Origin of the sequence: Maridesulfovibrio bastinii DSM 16055 (assembly GCF_000429985.1) — a bacterium.
GTDB classification, from domain to species: Bacteria; Desulfobacterota; Desulfovibrionia; order Desulfovibrionales; family Desulfovibrionaceae; genus Maridesulfovibrio; species Maridesulfovibrio bastinii.
In genome coordinates this window covers 56,299-72,139 of the sequence record NZ_AUCX01000014.1, presented here as the reverse complement: position 1 = coordinate 72,139, position 15,841 = coordinate 56,299, and the positions used below count along the sequence as shown (strand labels likewise).

Sequence of the window (15,841 nt, the reverse complement as noted above, 5' to 3'; positions counted from 1 at the left end):
AGTGGAAGTTGAGTTTCAATACTGCTTAATTTGAATCGCTTTGCTGCGTTTTGGACAGCCGTTTCACATGAATTTGAAATAGATTGATCAGCACTGAATTTTTCGCGGTGCCATAAGATTTTATTGGGTTTGATTATGGAGACAGTAAGCAAAAGTTCGTGGCCATTTTTACGTTTGACATGAATTCTTGCTGAAGCCTCCGAGTTGTGTGGATTGCGGTCCATGTTTTTTGGGTATGATGATTTTTAAAGTAACACGAGGAGAAAATGAAACAGAATAAGTCCTCATCCGAGCATTTTCCGGGTCGGAGTTGGGAGATTTTTACATTTGGCATGGACGCTTTAGGCGAATCTGGAATGTATCGGATATTCAGAAGAGAAAAGGCACAAATGTATCGTTGGGGTCGAAATCCGATACTTGAAGGTTCTCAACGGAATCCTATCGATAGAATGAAGCAGTTTCTGCAGGCTCTTGGATCTGCCGGAGAAGGTGGCCGTTGTATAGCTCAAATTGCTCTAACACTTATGGCCAGTAGTTTAGACTTCAAAGTAGTTGATGGAGCAGACATTAAAGTCAACCGTGAAACGGTCGCCCAAGAGTTTTTAGCAATACATGAAGCTCTCGCGTCTATACAAAATGAAGCTAAAGACAACAGTGATCCCGAAATTGTAGCTGTATTCGCCGAGGATGCGCATAAGCAAATTGATGCTTTTGTCGCTCACTACCGCGCCGCATTTAAAAAGGAAGGGGAAGTCCGCTTTTCAATTAAGAGAAATCTTTCGTGGTGGCAGCGGTTTAAACTGCGCTGGTTGTAGGAGCGGTATTATGGCCGGCTGGGTAAAACTGCATAGGTCCATTCTTGATTGGGAATGGTACGACGACACGAATGTTTTTCGTTTGTTCATTCATCTAATTTTAACTGCCAATTACGAAGACAAAAAATGGCGCGGTAAAATCATCAAAAAAGGACAAATAGCGACCAGCATTGCGAAGCTTGCTGAGGCAACAGGCTTAACCCCCAAAATGGTCAGAGGGGCAATCCAAAAGTTAGAAAAGAGTAACGAGTTGGTCACCGAAGGGGCAAGCAACTATACACTGATAACTATTTGTAAATACAACAAATACCAGTTTCAAGACAATAACGAGGGCAAACAAAGGGCAAACGAAGGGCAAACAAAGGGCGAGCCACTGGGCAAACGAAGGGCAACAACTAAAGAATTAAAGAAAGAAGAATATATAAATACACCCCCCTATAGTCCCCCCGTAGACCGTCAAGAAAACGTCCCTGAGGATGGTGGAAATTCTGGTGGTGGAGGTGAGGACAATTTTAAGTCTTCCGGGCTTGTTCAACGTGAAGGACATCCCCCGGGAATTGTCAGGCCTGTTTATAACATGCCGTTTGAAGAATTCTGGGCAGCTTGGATTCAAGCTACAGCGAAGTCAATGAATAATTCAGAAGGAAAGGATTCAGGTAAAGAAGCTGCCTGGCTAGTCTGGAGTAAAAGAGAGAAATTTAGGAATTTACCGGGCTTGCCTGTACTTCTAGATGCTCTTTCCAATCATTGTGAATCACAGCAATGGACTAAGCAGAAAGGACAGTTCATTCCCGCGGCTAAAAAATGGCTGGAGGAAGGCAAGTGGGCGGATAAATTGCCTGCTGCTCAAGTTGGACATGGATATAGCTCATCAGGTGCTCCGCAATACAACGGTATGAATATCAACAGTGTTGCTCAGGGCATCACAGCAGAAAATGACGCTATCGCCAGACGGTTGATCGAAAAAAGGAAAAGGAGAGAGCAAAATGGAGAACCAGTTGCAATTGGAACAAGTTAAAGACGAGCTGGAAGTTATGAAGCTCATGTATCCCAACTCTCAATTTACGGGAGCAACTATTGAAATCACAGCTCCCGTCTGGCTTGAGGATTGCCGCGCTGAGGGAATGACCGCTCAGGATTTTGTTAACGCCTGCTCACTGGCTAGAAGAAATAACACCACCTTTCCCACTGTCGGGAGGCTTGTTCAGTGTCATAGGGAATTAAAGGCAAAAGCTCCCAAAGAGCCACAGAAAGAGTTACCAAGACCGCCTATGACAGAGAGACAGCGTTTAAGCTCGCTTGAGAATTGCCGGAAGATTTTAACTATGCTGAAACATGGGAAAAAGTCTCCTGAGTGCCGCTCCATGCCTACAGCGTAAACTAGACTTAACTAGACTATGAGCATCACAGATATGAAAAAATTTAATTCGAACTTTTGCAAAGAACATTGCACATGCTGGAACAAAAACGGACCGGAAAGAATCTGGTGTACGCCGCTTTTTAAACCTGCCGGCCAATGTGCGTGGAGTGAACGAGGCATGGCAGAGTATGCGAAAGAAAAGAGACTGACAATTAGGAGGAAATGATGAAATTTACCGTCCCCATTGAACCAAAAGCCCAGATGAGAGCACGGCATGCCGTCAGAGGCAGGCATGCTATGGCATACAAGGACAAAAAGCAGGAGCAGGCCGAAGACACACTGAACACTTTTCTCATCCAGTCTCGCCCAGATGAACCAATGATCGGGCCGCTTATGCTCCGAGTTAAAGCTTATCTCCCAATACCGAAATCCAAGACAAAGAAATTTAAAGCTGGAGCCTTAGCCGGTAAAATTAGGCCGACTGTTAAGCCGGATATGGATAATTTGCTCAAAATGATCAAAGACTGCATGACCCAGATGCGCTACTGGGAGGATGATAAGCAAGTCGTGGAATATCTGCCAGGCACTGGAAAGTATTACAGTGATCGGCCCAGATGGGAGATTGAGCTGAAACCGTGGGTGCCTGATATGGCTTTGCTGTCGGAGGTGGCGTGATGTCACAACTCTACATCCCCAAACATTTCCGAATCGAAGAGCTGGTTTATCCCGGATTTCACGAGGCCCACAAACACCGCGGCAATCTGATCTGGCTGGCGTTTGATGTCCGAGTTCTCAAGACTGCCGACCGGCTGCGCGAGAGATACGGCAAGATGACCGTCAATGACTGGTGCTGGGGCGGTGATCGTACCGAGTCCGGCTTGAGGGCTATGACCACGGGGACTGGCGCCGCTCTTTCTCAGCACAAGTTCGGGCGGGCTCTGGATTGTATTTTCGCTGACTGCACTGCTGATGAAGTGAGAGCTGATATGCGGAGGAAAGGCTTTTTTGAACCTCATTTCCCTGCCAGCAATTTTGATGCTGAATTTGTTGGGATTACTTGCATCGAGGAGTTCGAGGGCATGGGCTGGTTTCATTTTGATGTGCGGAACCATGATGCGTGGAAGTACGGCGTTAAGGTGGTGGGGCGATGAACAAACTGTTGTTTAGCTGCAATGTCTTACTTGCCGTCTCTTCCCTTTATTTCGGTGTGATCTTCTACTTGATTCTTTGCGAGATTGGTAACCAAGGTCCGTTGCTGGCTAGAGTCTATTGCTACACTTGTGAATTGGTGTACGCTTACTTCTTTGCTTATGCTGTTGCATATTTTGTGAGAAGGAAAAGGAAATGAAACAAGCAATATCACCGTTACAGTTGACTAGCCTGAATGAAATATCACGTGTGTTTAAATGCTCTGTGGATACTGTGAAGGGATGGTTTAATGAGGGCGCACCAATCCATCATTACAGTGAGAAGAGGTACGGAGCAGACTACCACCAGCTCAACAGTTGGTTGATTGAAAAAACGAATAAAAACGAAAGGGCTTCAGCGTGAGTTGAGGCTTTTTTTGTTTTAAAAAAACCTGTCAATCCCCCTTGTACGTCCCGCTACGTCCCGCTACGCCCCGCTATCAACTTCATTTCAAAACCCCATGTTATAATTATTCCATCATGAAGAGGCCCGGTCAGCCGTCCTTTTTCGTTCTGAAAGGCTACAGCTTTTCGTCCTGAATTTATGAAAAGGCGCGGGCTCTTGGAAAACATCAAGGGGATAACATGCGGTCCATCCTCCAGCACAAACTTAACTCTCTTCATGTCTCGGCTAGGCTCCTTGATTTGGGATTCAAGCCGGGATTTGTTGCGTGGTTTTGTCGGAAATGGGAGCGCGTGGTTCATCCCCTGATCTATAAACGGGAGGCATGATGGACGCTGTTGAAATTGCAAAAACTGTTGGGATCGTAATCAGTGCTGTTGTTAGTATTGGTGCTGCTCTCTCCGCTATTACTCCTAGCCCGAAGGACGATGCCTTTTTTAAAAAGGCGCATTCTTTAATCAATATTCTTGGCCTGAATGTTGGCAACGCTAAGAATGAAAAGAAAGGTGACAACTGATGAAAAGGTGTTTGCTCCTTTTGTTTTTACTGATTGCATGTCTTCATGCTTGTGCAATTAGTAAAATTTCGGACTTGCCTCCGGCTGACCAGGCTGTGGAATATTCGGTTTTAATGCTCAACACTTACAATGCAACTTATCATAAGTTCAACGAGATTAAATCAGCAATCAGTTTTGAACAAAGGAAGTATGCGGCAGAATTTGTTGATGCAATGAACATTGCTAAACCAGCGGTCGTCCTGCTGGCAAAGAACGCTGAGGCATGGAAAACAGTTACAGATAGTCAGAACAGCACTCTCATCGCAAAGTCTCGGACTATTTACAAAGATCAGAAAACTATATTCGCAGGAATTTGGGCTGAAGTTCTAAAACTGTGGAAGAAAATCGAAGGTCAGAAATAATGGGATTTAAAGATATTGAAATTTCGGATGAATCAGCAAAGGCCGTTGGAGAGGCTGCTGGAGCTATTGCCGGGATTATTGCCTCTGGAACAGCTATAGCTCCACTTGCCCCGGTTATCAGTCTGATTGTCACTACAGGGCTTAAACTGACGAATGCAGGGTACGAAGTTAAAGGGCTTGAGGGGCTTCGTAAATCCATTTCTGACGTTGAGAATCTTCCTGATTTGACGTTGGAATAAAAGGGAAGCGGTCTTGTCATACGATCAGTTTAAAGATTTTGGGCCATGGGCAAAACTATCTGTTCCAGTACTGATTGCCGCAGCTGGTGGCGTCGTGCGAGTCCTCCAACGTGACGGCCAATGTTCGGTGAAGTCTCTATTTGTTGGAGCTATTACGTCAATGTTCGCGGGAGTATGTGTACATCTGCTTATTACAGATCTCCAACTCTCTGAAGCTGTAAAAGCTGGAATAGTTGGCGTCAGTGGCTTTGCAAGTGGCGATTTGCTGAGAGCCTTATCTACTCGTGCGTGCAAAATAGCTAAAGGGGGAAAATAAATGAATTTCGGAAAAGCAATCGAAGCAATGAAAGAAGGTAGGGCTGTTCGCCGCAAGGGATGGAACGGCAAGGGGATTTTCATCAAGATCCAAAGCCCAGATGAAAACAGTTTTATGTCTCACTCATATATCTACATCGACACAACCGGGCTTAAGACTGACAACCCCGACGCTCCTAAAAATCGTGTGCCTTGGCTTGCAAGTCAGACTGACATGCTGGCTGAAGACTGGGTTCTGGCGGAGTAACCAGTGGCCACGCTCCGCGAAAAGTGGCTGGCGCATTTTTTAGATGCGGGAGCTTCAACCTTCATGCGTAAGGCCGCGTCTGCAAGAGCAGCAGGATATAAATGTAAAGACGAAAATTTCAGAAAGATAGGCTGGGAAAATTATAAAGATTATGAGCCGCAAATAGCTGAATGGCTCGATGAAAATGGTCTATCTGAATCGGCTTTAAAGCTAAAGTTAGCTTCTTTGCTGGACGCAAAAGAGGTCAAGGTTTTTCAGTACGAAGGACGGGTAATCAAATCTGAAGAGTTCAATTCGTTGGGCATCCAGCTGAAAGCTCTTGAGATGGCTTTGAAAGTCAAAGGGATGTTTGCCCCGGAGAAGCGCGAAATTACTAATAAGAATGATTTTAGCGACCTCACTGACGAACAGCTGGATAAAGAACTGGCTCAGCTCGAAGAGTGGGATAAGAAGCAAAACGGTGAGGCATGAGCGAACTACCCAGAAAATTTAAAGAACGTCGCATTGCTCTGCTAATAGAGAAGCGTAGACGTGCAAAGCGTAGGAAACTCTATTCATATTATCCTGATTCCGGGCCGCTTCGTCGTGATCTTTATCGTAAACATTTAGAATTTTTCCAAGCTGGCGCAACGCATCGCCAGCGTTGCTTCATGGCTGCTAACCGAGTCGGCAAGACTGAAGGCGGTGGGGGCTATGAGGTAGCTCTGCATCTGACCGGCAGATATCCAGATTGGTGGGAAGGGCGTCGTTTTGATCACCCTACAACCGGTTGGGCCGCAGGTGATACAAGTCAGACGACTCGTGACACTGTTCAATTTAAATTACTTGGTGAACTGGATGAACTGGGAACCGGGCTTATTCCGGCTGAAGACATTATTGAGATTAAGCGCAAGGCTGGATCAGTACCTGATTGTATTGAGACTATCTACGTCCGTCACGTTTCTGGCGGAATCTCTCGTCTGACATTCAAGTCCTTCGACCAGAAGAGAAAAGCATTTCAGGGCACAGAAAAGGATTTCATCTGGCTCGATGAAGAACCTCCCATGGATGTTTATCAAGAGTGCTTGATCCGTACTATGACTACAAACGGGCTTATGTTGCTGACGTTTACTCCGCTTGAGGGAATGTCAGAAGTTGTCCTCTCTTTCATCCCCGGTGGCAAGCTTCCTGACGATGGCCGGTGTCTCTTCAGCGATTCAAAGTACGTGGTATTCGCATCGTGGGATGACGTCCCGCATTTGACGGTAAAGGCTAAAAAAGAACTACTTGCAGAGATCCCACCGTTTCAACGTGCTGCTCGTTCAAAAGGTATTCCACAGCTTGGAGCCGGGGCAGTCTATCCACTTGATGAAGAGGAATACAAGGTCAAACCGTTTGCGATTCCTCAGCACTGGCCAAGAGGTTACGCGATGGATGTGGGATGGAACTGGACGGCTGCAATATGGGGAGCTTGGGATCGAGAGAACGATATTATTTATCTCTATGTCGAGCACAAGCGTTCACATGCAGAGCCCGTAGTACATGCCGATGTGATCAAGCGTAACGGAGATTGGATGAAAGGAGCAGTTGATCCGGCTTCCAGAGGGCGCAGCCAGAAAGATGGTGAATCACTTTTTGAAATATATACAGATCCTGAGGGGCTGAATCTAAATTTAGTAAACGCAAATAACGGAGTTGAGTCTGGTCTACATCAGGTCTGGCAACGTTTGACGACTGGCCGTCTTAAAGTTTTTTCTACTCTTAGCGCATTTTTTAATGAAGTCCGCCTCTACCGTCGTGATGAGAACGGCAAGATCGTCAAGGAGAATGATCACATAATGGACGCAGTACGATATCTCATTGCAACCAAAGATGAAGTTTTTGCTCTAAAGTCTGATGAAAAGCGGAGGGGATGGAGACCGAACAGGAGGCGCAGGTAAATATGCTGAAGCGTCTCAAGATCAACACAGCTCTCGGCTACGTTGAAGAAGCCCGTCTTGCTGCTCGTGACTGGAGAGCAGAGTCATGGCGGGATTGCGAAATGTACGACGGAGATCAATGGACTAAGGACGACCTTGACATGGCCATTGATTACGGCATTGATCCTCTCACTATTAACCGCACCTTCCCGGCTATTAACTTGATCCTCGGGACTCAGGCAGTCACTCGTCAGAATATTATTGCTAAAGCTCGAACAAGCAAAGACGGGCAGATGGCAGAGATAATGACCGAGGGGATTCATTTCGTGCTGGATCAGTGCCAAGGGCAATTCAAGTTGTCTCAGGCTTTTCGTGATTCTGTTATTCCCGGTATCGGTTGGGTTCAGGTAGGCCTTGATCCTGACCCACGTCATGAGCCTGTTCGTCTTGTCTACAGGGATTGGAAAGAAATTTGGTTTGATCCCTTTGCCAGCCCCTGGGTGGACCCCGAAGACTGCCGCTACATGTTCTATCAGAAATGGGTGGACCTTGAAGTTTTGATCGCCATGTTTCCGGAGAAGGAAAAGGAAATTAAGCATGCTTACACCGGATTGTGTTCTCAGGACGGTGATTATCTTGGCGGGTACGGAGATGAAGCAGACGATGTTGAACAGGATAAACGTGTGCTTGGTTCTGCCTCCTGGGTTGACCCCAATCGCAAGAGAGTTCGTCCGGTGGAGATGTGGTATCCGATGTATGAGGACTGCTTGTTCGCTTTGTTTGACAATGGACAGTGCGTTGAAATTAAAAAGTCCATGTCCGCGCAGGAGCAGTTCCAGCTTATGTCGGCTTGCAGCGAAGTCGTAAAGGCCAAGGTCCGCAAGATGAGGACAATGACATTCCTGGGCAAAGAAATCTTGCAAGATATGCCGACTCCTTTTGGACACGATCAATACCCTTATATACCCTTTCTTGGTTATGTAGACCGCCTTGGCTGTCCTTATGGTGTCCCTCGCCAGATTAGAGGACAGAACATTGAGGTGAACAAGCGTAGGTCCGTTGCTTTGGCTCTACTTCAGAAGAGGCGGCTGTTAATGGAGGAAGGAGCTGCTAAAGATCCTCAGACGGTGCATGAAGAAATGATTTCCATGGATGGTTTAGTCCTTCTTAACCCTGGAGGATTAGGGAAGGTCCGTGTGGAAGAAGGTCAGATGTTAGCGCAGGGACAAGCCCAGCTAATGGCGTCCTCAGAAAGCGAGATTCAGCAGATCACAGGCGTTAATAATGAATCGATGGGTTATCATTCAGCTGTACAATCTGGCCGAGCTTTAGAGAACAAACAACGTCAATCAAATACCGTCCTTGCTACACTTTTTGATAATTACCGACGCAGCCTTTTCAGAGTCGGAACTCTTGTTTCATCCGAAATTCAAGACAAATGGAAAGGCCCTAAAATCCTTAGAATAACAGATAAGATGACGAATGCAGAAAGATTCGTTGAAGTTAACCAACCAAAACAGACTGAAACGGGAACAGTTGTTATTCAAAACGATATTACTCAGGGCCGCTATGATGTGATTGTCTCCGATGCTCCGCAGACTGATACGACTCGTGAACAGAGCTTGAACCTCATTATAGAGTGGGTAAAGCAGTCTCCTCCAGAAATCATACCGCAGCTTATGTCCTTTGCTTTAGAACTATCCAATCTACCAAATAAAGAAGCTCTTCTGATGCGTTTACGTCCTCTTTTAGGGATTATGCCTGGAGAGGAGGATATGTCACCTGAAGAGATCAAAGAACAGATAGCTGTCAAAATGGAGAGTGAGAAGAAAGAGGGAGAGCGTAAAAGCCAGATTGAAGAACTTCTATTGCAGTTAGAAATGGAAGCTAAAAAACTAGATAATCAATCTAAGGCGTTAGAAAATGAAAAGTTAAAGGCAGAAACAGCGGATAAGTTGGCCTCTGCAAAGAAGAAAGAATCTGACGCAGAGCGGGAAGCTTTGCAAACAGAATTTAAGATCGCTCGTGAAGTCTCAGAAGAAGTTAACAAATCACGCTTTGTGTAAAGGAACATACTGTGAGTGTTGATGAAATTATAAAAACAGAGTCGCAAAAGGCAGACTGGGGGATGATGACTCCATCTCAAGAAAGAGCTTTTGACGCTAAGGTTGAAAAACATTTTAGGAGTCATCGCGAATTGCCGCCGGGGAGGAATTTTAGATGTTGGAACCGCACTGAATCTGACGAAGATCGTGAAAATTTTTCTCGGAACTATGACTTGATAAGATGGGATTAATGTTTGTCGCTTACGGTGGAGCGGAACCACCGACAATAAATATTCGGGTCGGCACCCGTATCAGCCGTAACCGCTAATCTCAGGCGTAAAAAGGAGAAGACTATGGAAGGTCAAGCAGCAACAGAACAACAGATGAGTACAGCAAGCGAGTCAGCCACCGAATCAACTGCGGTTGAATCGGTTTCCCCTGATACCGAAATCGTAAGCGATTTCCCTTCTGAGGAATCCGTCAGCTCTTCCGAGGATGCGTGGTGGGCTGAAGAGGAAATCAGCGACGCCGAACTTCGTGGCGAAAGCGAACCCAACCCCGATGAATCAGGGACGAATGAACCGGACCCGTCCCGTCCGTCAGATGATGAGGGAGGAGATAAGCAGGAGTCCGAGAAGGACGACAAGGCAGATAAAGACGATTCCGGAGCAGACGGAGAGGACGATCCTGAACCCAAAGACGGTGAAGGTGATGAATCCGTTGGTGGGGAAAGAACCGTACCGCTCAAAGCTCTTCAAGAAGAACGCCGTAAACGGCAGGAAGCTCAGTCCCGGTTGAGTGATCTGGAAGCCCAGATTGCTAAGAGGCAGAGCTTTGATCCTGTAGAACCATTAAAAGGGCAAATACAACGGGTCGCTATTCCTGAACATCTCCAGCCGGATGTGGACGAGTTCATGGAAGCGTTTCCTGCTTATGCGGAAATGGTTACCGAAGATTCTCCGGAAGGCAAAGCTCTACGAAGTAGACTTGAAGATTACGGACCGACTTTTGCCGCAGATTACGCCCGTGGCGTGACCCTTGAGAGAAAGATTGAGCAAACTCAGCAGTCCGAGGAAGTCTATTATCAGCGTCAATACCTAGACGCTTGCGTAGCTGAAATGAATAATATGTTCCCTGAAAAATCAGCTGCAGGCGAAACGGCATTGGAGGCTGTTGCTTTTGCTGAAGATCGAGGGTTGCCTACTAAGACTATTCATCTGTTAACGAATCCCGGAACTATGCTGATTGACCCCGATACCGGTAAAGCCGTTCCACTTGGACGAAGGGCTGTCGATATCACCAGCTTTATTAAAGATGCATTTGACTCCCATAAAGCTACAGATGTTGAAGCTATGAGGGCTTCCGTTGAGGCAGAACTTGAGGAGGCTATTACTGCAAAAGTGACTAAGCAACTGACAGACAAGTTCAGAGGCGGTCCGCAGGGCAGCGAGTTCCGCGGACTGGGCGATGCTCCCGGTTCCGCTGAACAGCCTGGTGGGACTCGCACTCTGTCTGAAGCCGAAGTGGCAAAACTGTCAGATGCAGAATACGAAAAATATCTCAAAGGAGAATAAAATATTATGGCTGATACCGAATTTGGACTCAATGATCCGTTAGCTGTCCAGCGATGGTCTAACTCCCTCGCTGTTGAAGCTGCCAAGAAGCAGTACTTCAACAAGTTCATGGGTGAAGGTGACGACTCCCTGATCAAAGTTAAAAAGGAATTGGAAAAGGGCAAAGGCGACAAAATCACTGTCGGCCTGCGCATGAAGCTTTCCGGTGACGGTGTTGAAGGTGACAACACCATTGAAGGAACTGCCGCTGAAGAAGCTCTGACCTTCTTCAACGACAAGCTGACCATTGATCAGCGTCGTAAGGGAACCCGCGTAGCCGGTAAAATGACCGAACAGCGCGTGCCTTATAACCTCCGTAAAGAAAGCCGCGATGCTCTGTCCATATGGTTTGCTGAGGATAGTGACGAGCAGATCATGATGTATCTGGCCGGTGCCCGTGGAATCAATGCTGACTTCCATGTCCCGACTTCCTTTACTGGTCGTGCGGACAATGCACTTCAGGTTCCTGACGCGGGGCACATCATTTACGGTGGTGACGCCACTGGTAAGGCAAATATTGATGCTGCTGACCTGATGGCCCTTGGCCTGGTTGAAAAGCTTGTTGCCAAAGCTGAAACCTCCAACCCCATGATGCTGCCTTTCCTCGTTGATGGTGAAAAGAAATTCGTGCTGCTCATGCACACCTATCAGGCATACGCCCTGCGCACTTCTACTTCCGAAAATGACTGGCTTGAAATCCAGAAGGCTGTAGGACTGCGCGGTCCCAAGAACAACATCTACAAGAATGCTCTCGGCGAATACTCCGATGTCATCATGCACAAGCACCGTAACGTGATCCGCTTCAGCGATTATGGTGCTGGCGGCGACGTCAGTGCTGCTCGTGCCCTGTTCCTCGGTGCTCAGGCCGGAATGATCGCTTTCGGTGGTTCCACCAAGAAGAATCGTTATTCCTGGAACGAAGAAACCGATGACCGTGGCAACAAGCTGGCTGTAACCGCAGGCTGCATCTACGGCGTTAAAAAGTCCCGCTACAACAGCAAAGACTTCGGCGTAATCGCAGTCGATACCGCCTGCTCCGACCCCAATGCATAATTGACCCGGGGGCCTGCGGGCTCCCGGCTTTTTAGGAGGAACTATGCCCGTACTGATCTATAAAAAGGGTGAAAAGACCAAGGAACCTCTGCATCTTTCCGTGGGGTATCTGTCCAAGGAATATTCTTTCACTGAAGAGAACAGCTTTGCTCTCTATGTGGAACCGGATGACGCAAAAATTTTGCTGGAAGAAAACCCGCTCATGTTCCGTGAAGGTGAGGACATCGACCACCTGAACGGCGAAAGCGAGCCCGCAGAAGGTCCGTCCGTTGCCGAATTGATTGCCGAGGTCAACGCAACCACCCGTCATGCTGAACTTGACGCTATTGCCGAAGAACTGGGCATGGACAAGTTCAAGGATGACGCAAAGGTTGACGAGAAAAAGACCGCAATCATCGACCACCTGAACGGCGAAAGCGAGTAGGTGAACAATGAAAGCCAAAGAAGTCTTCCTCCTAGTCTCCGCTAAATTGCAGGACATGAAGGTCAACGTGCGTCGTTGGCCGTGGGAAATCACTGCTGACAAGTTGTCCCTGACTGACGTCTGCAACTCGGCAATTCGTAACATTGCTTTGCAGCGACCTGACGCCACTGCGGTGACTGAAGCTATAAAGTTGCAGGACGGGGTTAAGCAGGTATTGCCAACTCCGACCAACGGGAGCGGAGCGAGTAAGAATGCTTTGCGGCTTATTGAAGTAATTCAGAATATGGGCTCCGATGGCACTACGCCGGGTGAGCCCATATTGATTGCAACTAAAGAGGCTATGCAGGTCGGAGGGTGGGGAACTACCAGTGATGATGTAGACAATTATGCCTATGACGCTAAGTCAAATCCGGAAATATTCTGGGTTCAACCCGGTATTGCTGTCGGGGCTTCCGTGTATGTGGACATGACCTATTCTGCCGAACCTGATCCTATTTCCGGTCCTGATGATGACCTGCCTATCTCCTCAACCTTTTCCGGTCCTATTGTCCATTGGATGCTTTATGAGCTGCTGTCTGGGGATAGTTCTGAAGTAAACATGGGTACAGCGCAGTTCCATCTTTCCGCATTTTATCAGGCTCTTGGCGTCAAGCTGAAGGCCGATCTTTACTACCCGAAACAAATTCAAGTGGTGGAGTAGCGTATGGCAAATTCTCCGTGGAAAACCCTTGTGGGCTACGTGCAGCCCGAAGTTGCTACCTGTCCCAAGGGTACCATAATTAATGAAATACGCAGGGCAGCTATTCGTTTTTGTAGAGAGACTGCTATTTGGGTAGAGCAGCTTGACCCGCTCTTTTTCCCTGCCGGTATGGACACTGCTGACCTTGATGCGCCTCGTGGTTCACGGGCCTGCATGGTCACTGAATTGAAGGGCGAGAACGGTGTTCTTGATCCGCAATACGATTATAGTGCGACCCCTGACATGGTTAAGCTGATCAATACTCCGACAATTAATTCTCAGTTTGAAGTAAAGGCCGTGCTTAAACCAACGCTATCCTCTGACGGTATGCCGGAAGGTCTTATGGAAGATTGGGGAGAGATCATTGCTTACGGAGCCATTGCCTCTCTTAAAGCCATGATAGGCAGAGAATGGGAAGATCTTTCAGGAGCGCAGATTAAAATGAATCTGTTCAATGACGGCATTGCCGATGCAATAGTTGACCGGTTGCGTGAAGGAACGAACAAGCCGCTGCGTGTCAAATCAAGGAGCTTTTTCTAATGAGTGTGCCTACCGTAAACGTAACTTGTACCGTCAATGACTCCGAGGGTAATCCGGTTGAAGGCGCAAGGGTTTCTGCCAAGCTCAGTACAGCCGAGAAATACAACGGGTTTGTGGTCCCACTTACTACCAATGCTGTCTCTGACTCCACTGGTGTTGCTGTATTAGCTCTGTTCCCTAACCAACTTGGAAGCGAAGGAAGCGAGTACGCTTTTAAAATTATGAACCCGTCTACGGGCAAATCAATCAAATTTTCTGCGGTGATCCCAAATCTGGATTGCAATCTGTTCGAGATTGCCAATGTGCCGCCATATCCGCGTGAATATGTGGGGGAGACATTCAGCAAGCCTGTGTTTGAAGCCAGAGATAAGACCTTGGAGTCTATGGTGGATGCTGAATCATCAAAGACTGCTGCCGCACAGTCGGAGGCTAATGCGTTGGCTTCCGAGAATAACGCTTCCTCGTTTGCCGCTGATGCTCAGCAGAGCAAGAGCGAGGCTTTAGGTTCGTCTATTTCTGCCAGTACTTCGGCTGGGCAGGCTCAAACTGCCAAGATTGCGGCTGAGAGTGCGCGGGACGGGGCGGTGGTCGCAAAAGGTGGGGCTGAAGCTGCGCGGGACGGAGCCGTCAGTGCGAAGAACTCTGTTGATGCCTCAGTGGCTTCAATCCCGGGGTTGATTGATACGGAGAAGGTTGCGGCCGTTGGAGCTGTTCAGAGTCAGGAGACAACTAGCGTAGCCGCTGTTCAAGCCGTTTACCAAAATGATTTGGACCTGCTTAAATCCAAACAGGCCCGTGAGATTGGTGGAACTGCATACCAGACCATTCTCGGTTTTCCGTGCCCACCGTCCTTGGAGGTAAAGGCGTGGGATGCAAAGGACAATACAAACGGAGTTCCTGATGGATTCACTTTTGCTCGTGCGTCAAGCGCAACACAGGTTAATGCCGTTGGTCAGATTGAGACAGTTGCCAACGATGTTTTGCGCCATGATTATGGCCCTGAAACGGGAGAGTACAAGGGCTTTTTGATTGAGGAACAGCGGACGAATTTGCTTACTTATTCGGAGCAATTTGACAATGCCGCGTGGTCTAAAGTCGATGCATCAATTTTAACTGACGCCGTGGTTGCTCCAGATGGGTCATCATCCGGTGTCAAGTTAGTAGAAAACACAAATACAAGCGTCCATTATTGCAGGCAGGACGCAACTGCCGTTAGTGGAAATTACTATACCTCTTCGTTGTTTGCAAAAGCGGGAGAGCGTGACCACTTGATCATCATCATGTCGTCCTCTGGATTCGGAACAAACGTAAAAGCTGTTTTTGATTTGGTTAACGTAACAGCAACCGTGGAAGTAGCGGGAACGAATACCAGTGCTAACATAAAATCAGATGGAAATGGTTGGTTCCGTTGCTGGGTTACATCTCAAGCTACCGCATCGGCTGGTTTTATACATAGATACGATCTGAACAACGGAGAGACAAACACGTATAAAGGGGACGGCGTATCTGGGATCTATCTTTGGGGCGCACAATTCGAACAAGGATCTTTCCCCACATCATACATTCCCACCACAACCGCAGCAGCTACACGGGGGGATTATACTCTGAGTATTGCCACTGCTGACTTCCCTTACAATCAGAATGAAGGGACTATTTTTGTTGAGTTTATAGCTGACGTACCTCCCAATGGTAGAATTGTATCTTTCTCTTTAGGGGGTGATTTAATTGAGTTGAGAACGTGGGGGGATGGGGGCTTACGTGGTTCTATATATAAGTCTGGAGCTTACGAGGTAAACCTCTCCGCAGGCTTACAGACTTCGGAGACAGTGAAGATTTCTTTTGGATTTAGCCAAAACGATGTTGCTCTTGTGCGAGACGGGCAGTTGAAAGCGGAAGACCTATCTGCATCAATTCCCGTTATGTCGTCTTTAACCGTAGGCAGCCGAAATACAGGATACCAATATATAAATAGCAACATTAGACGAGTGTTATATTTCCCTCGCCGACTCTCAAACGAACAACTTCAAGCTCTTACGAGGTAAGCC

General features: G+C 47.4%; 21 protein-coding genes. 20 read left to right on the top strand and 1 reads right to left on the bottom strand.

What is annotated here, in order from left to right:
* Positions 1 to 266 precede the first annotated feature (266 nt).
* The 5 genes from G496_RS0107745 to G496_RS19130 all read left to right on the top strand — a co-directional run bounded on the left by G496_RS0107745 (position 267) and on the right by G496_RS19130 (position 3,326).
* Positions 267 to 815 (top strand): hypothetical protein, encoded by a 549-nt coding sequence (locus G496_RS0107745; protein ID WP_027178790.1) that lies wholly within the window; start codon positions 267 to 269, stop codon positions 813 to 815.
* A gap of 10 nt (positions 816 to 825) precedes the next feature.
* Positions 826 to 1,833 (top strand): hypothetical protein, encoded by a 1,008-nt coding sequence (locus G496_RS0107740; RefSeq protein ID WP_027178789.1) that lies wholly within the window; start codon positions 826 to 828, stop codon positions 1,831 to 1,833.
* A complete protein-coding gene (locus tag G496_RS0107735; RefSeq protein ID WP_027178788.1) occupies positions 1,802 to 2,194 on the top strand; it encodes a hypothetical protein in 393 nt (130 codons plus the stop codon). Before G496_RS0107740 ends, G496_RS0107735 begins: the two co-directional genes overlap by 32 nt.
* A 206-nt stretch (positions 2,195 to 2,400) precedes the next feature.
* A complete protein-coding gene (locus G496_RS19135) occupies positions 2,401 to 2,850 on the top strand; it encodes a RusA family crossover junction endodeoxyribonuclease (RefSeq protein WP_051294907.1) in 450 nt (149 codons plus the stop codon).
* Positions 2,850 to 3,326 carry a hypothetical protein gene (locus tag G496_RS19130; protein WP_051294906.1) on the top strand — a complete coding sequence of 159 codons (477 nt, stop codon included), beginning with the start codon at positions 2,850 to 2,852 and terminating at the stop codon, positions 3,324 to 3,326. The genes G496_RS19135 and G496_RS19130 overlap by 1 nt, the downstream gene beginning before the upstream one ends.
* A 453-nt stretch (positions 3,327 to 3,779) precedes the next feature.
* On the opposite strand, the gene G496_RS0107710 is transcribed toward G496_RS19130, so the two are convergent.
* Complete coding sequence (locus tag G496_RS0107710; protein ID WP_027178785.1) at positions 3,780 to 3,986, bottom strand: hypothetical protein; 207 nt, start codon at positions 3,984 to 3,986, stop codon at positions 3,780 to 3,782.
* Positions 3,987 to 4,093: 107 nt separating this feature from the next.
* Here G496_RS0107710 and G496_RS0107705 point away from each other — a divergent pair, with 107 nt between their 5' ends.
* The 15 genes from G496_RS0107705 to G496_RS20515 all read left to right on the top strand — a co-directional run bounded on the left by G496_RS0107705 (position 4,094) and on the right by G496_RS20515 (position 15,838).
* The gene (locus G496_RS0107705) at positions 4,094 to 4,282 is read left to right on the top strand and encodes a hypothetical protein (protein ID WP_034632723.1); all 189 of its coding nucleotides are present in this window, start codon (positions 4,094 to 4,096) and stop codon (positions 4,280 to 4,282) included.
* Complete coding sequence (locus G496_RS0107700) at positions 4,282 to 4,683, top strand: hypothetical protein (protein WP_027178783.1); 402 nt, start codon at positions 4,282 to 4,284, stop codon at positions 4,681 to 4,683. Before G496_RS0107705 ends, G496_RS0107700 begins: the two co-directional genes overlap by 1 nt.
* Complete coding sequence (locus G496_RS0107695; RefSeq protein ID WP_027178782.1) at positions 4,683 to 4,922, top strand: hypothetical protein; 240 nt, start codon at positions 4,683 to 4,685, stop codon at positions 4,920 to 4,922. The genes G496_RS0107700 and G496_RS0107695 overlap by 1 nt, the downstream gene beginning before the upstream one ends.
* A gap of 13 nt (positions 4,923 to 4,935) precedes the next feature.
* Positions 4,936 to 5,238, top strand: coding sequence for a phage holin family protein (locus tag G496_RS0107690; protein ID WP_027178781.1), 303 nt, complete (start codon positions 4,936 to 4,938; stop codon positions 5,236 to 5,238).
* Positions 5,239 to 5,484 (top strand): DUF2829 domain-containing protein, encoded by a 246-nt coding sequence (locus G496_RS0107685; RefSeq protein WP_027178780.1) that lies wholly within the window; start codon positions 5,239 to 5,241, stop codon positions 5,482 to 5,484.
* Between the two features lie 3 nt (positions 5,485 to 5,487).
* Complete coding sequence (locus G496_RS0107680) at positions 5,488 to 5,955, top strand: hypothetical protein (RefSeq protein ID WP_027178779.1); 468 nt, start codon at positions 5,488 to 5,490, stop codon at positions 5,953 to 5,955.
* A 179-nt stretch (positions 5,956 to 6,134) separates the two neighbouring features.
* The gene (locus G496_RS0107675) at positions 6,135 to 7,403 is read left to right on the top strand and encodes a terminase large subunit domain-containing protein (protein WP_211233837.1); all 1,269 of its coding nucleotides are present in this window, start codon (positions 6,135 to 6,137) and stop codon (positions 7,401 to 7,403) included.
* Entirely contained in the window at positions 7,376 to 9,448 is a 2,073-nt protein-coding gene (locus G496_RS0107670; protein WP_027178777.1) for a portal protein, read from the top strand. The genes G496_RS0107675 and G496_RS0107670 overlap by 28 nt, the downstream gene beginning before the upstream one ends.
* Positions 9,449 to 9,459: 11 nt before the next feature.
* Entirely contained in the window at positions 9,460 to 9,678 is a 219-nt protein-coding gene (locus tag G496_RS0107665) for a hypothetical protein (protein ID WP_027178776.1), read from the top strand.
* Positions 9,679 to 9,780: 102 nt separating this feature from the next.
* Positions 9,781 to 11,001, top strand: coding sequence for a hypothetical protein (locus tag G496_RS0107660; RefSeq protein ID WP_027178775.1), 1,221 nt, complete (start codon positions 9,781 to 9,783; stop codon positions 10,999 to 11,001).
* Positions 11,002 to 11,007: 6 nt separating this feature from the next.
* The gene (locus tag G496_RS0107655) at positions 11,008 to 12,093 is read left to right on the top strand and encodes a N4-gp56 family major capsid protein (RefSeq protein WP_027178774.1); all 1,086 of its coding nucleotides are present in this window, start codon (positions 11,008 to 11,010) and stop codon (positions 12,091 to 12,093) included.
* Between the two features lie 43 nt (positions 12,094 to 12,136).
* Positions 12,137 to 12,517, top strand: coding sequence for a hypothetical protein (locus G496_RS0107650; protein ID WP_027178773.1), 381 nt, complete (start codon positions 12,137 to 12,139; stop codon positions 12,515 to 12,517).
* Between the two features lie 7 nt (positions 12,518 to 12,524).
* On the top strand, positions 12,525 to 13,217 hold the full coding sequence (locus G496_RS0107645; RefSeq protein WP_027178772.1) for a phage adaptor protein: 693 nt from the start codon (positions 12,525 to 12,527) through the stop codon (positions 13,215 to 13,217).
* A gap of 3 nt (positions 13,218 to 13,220) precedes the next feature.
* Entirely contained in the window at positions 13,221 to 13,796 is a 576-nt protein-coding gene (locus G496_RS0107640) for a hypothetical protein (RefSeq protein ID WP_027178771.1), read from the top strand.
* Positions 13,796 to 15,838 (top strand): phage head spike fiber domain-containing protein, encoded by a 2,043-nt coding sequence (locus G496_RS20515; protein ID WP_051294905.1) that lies wholly within the window; start codon positions 13,796 to 13,798, stop codon positions 15,836 to 15,838. Before G496_RS0107640 ends, G496_RS20515 begins: the two co-directional genes overlap by 1 nt.
* The last annotated feature ends 3 nt before the right edge of the window (positions 15,839 to 15,841 follow it).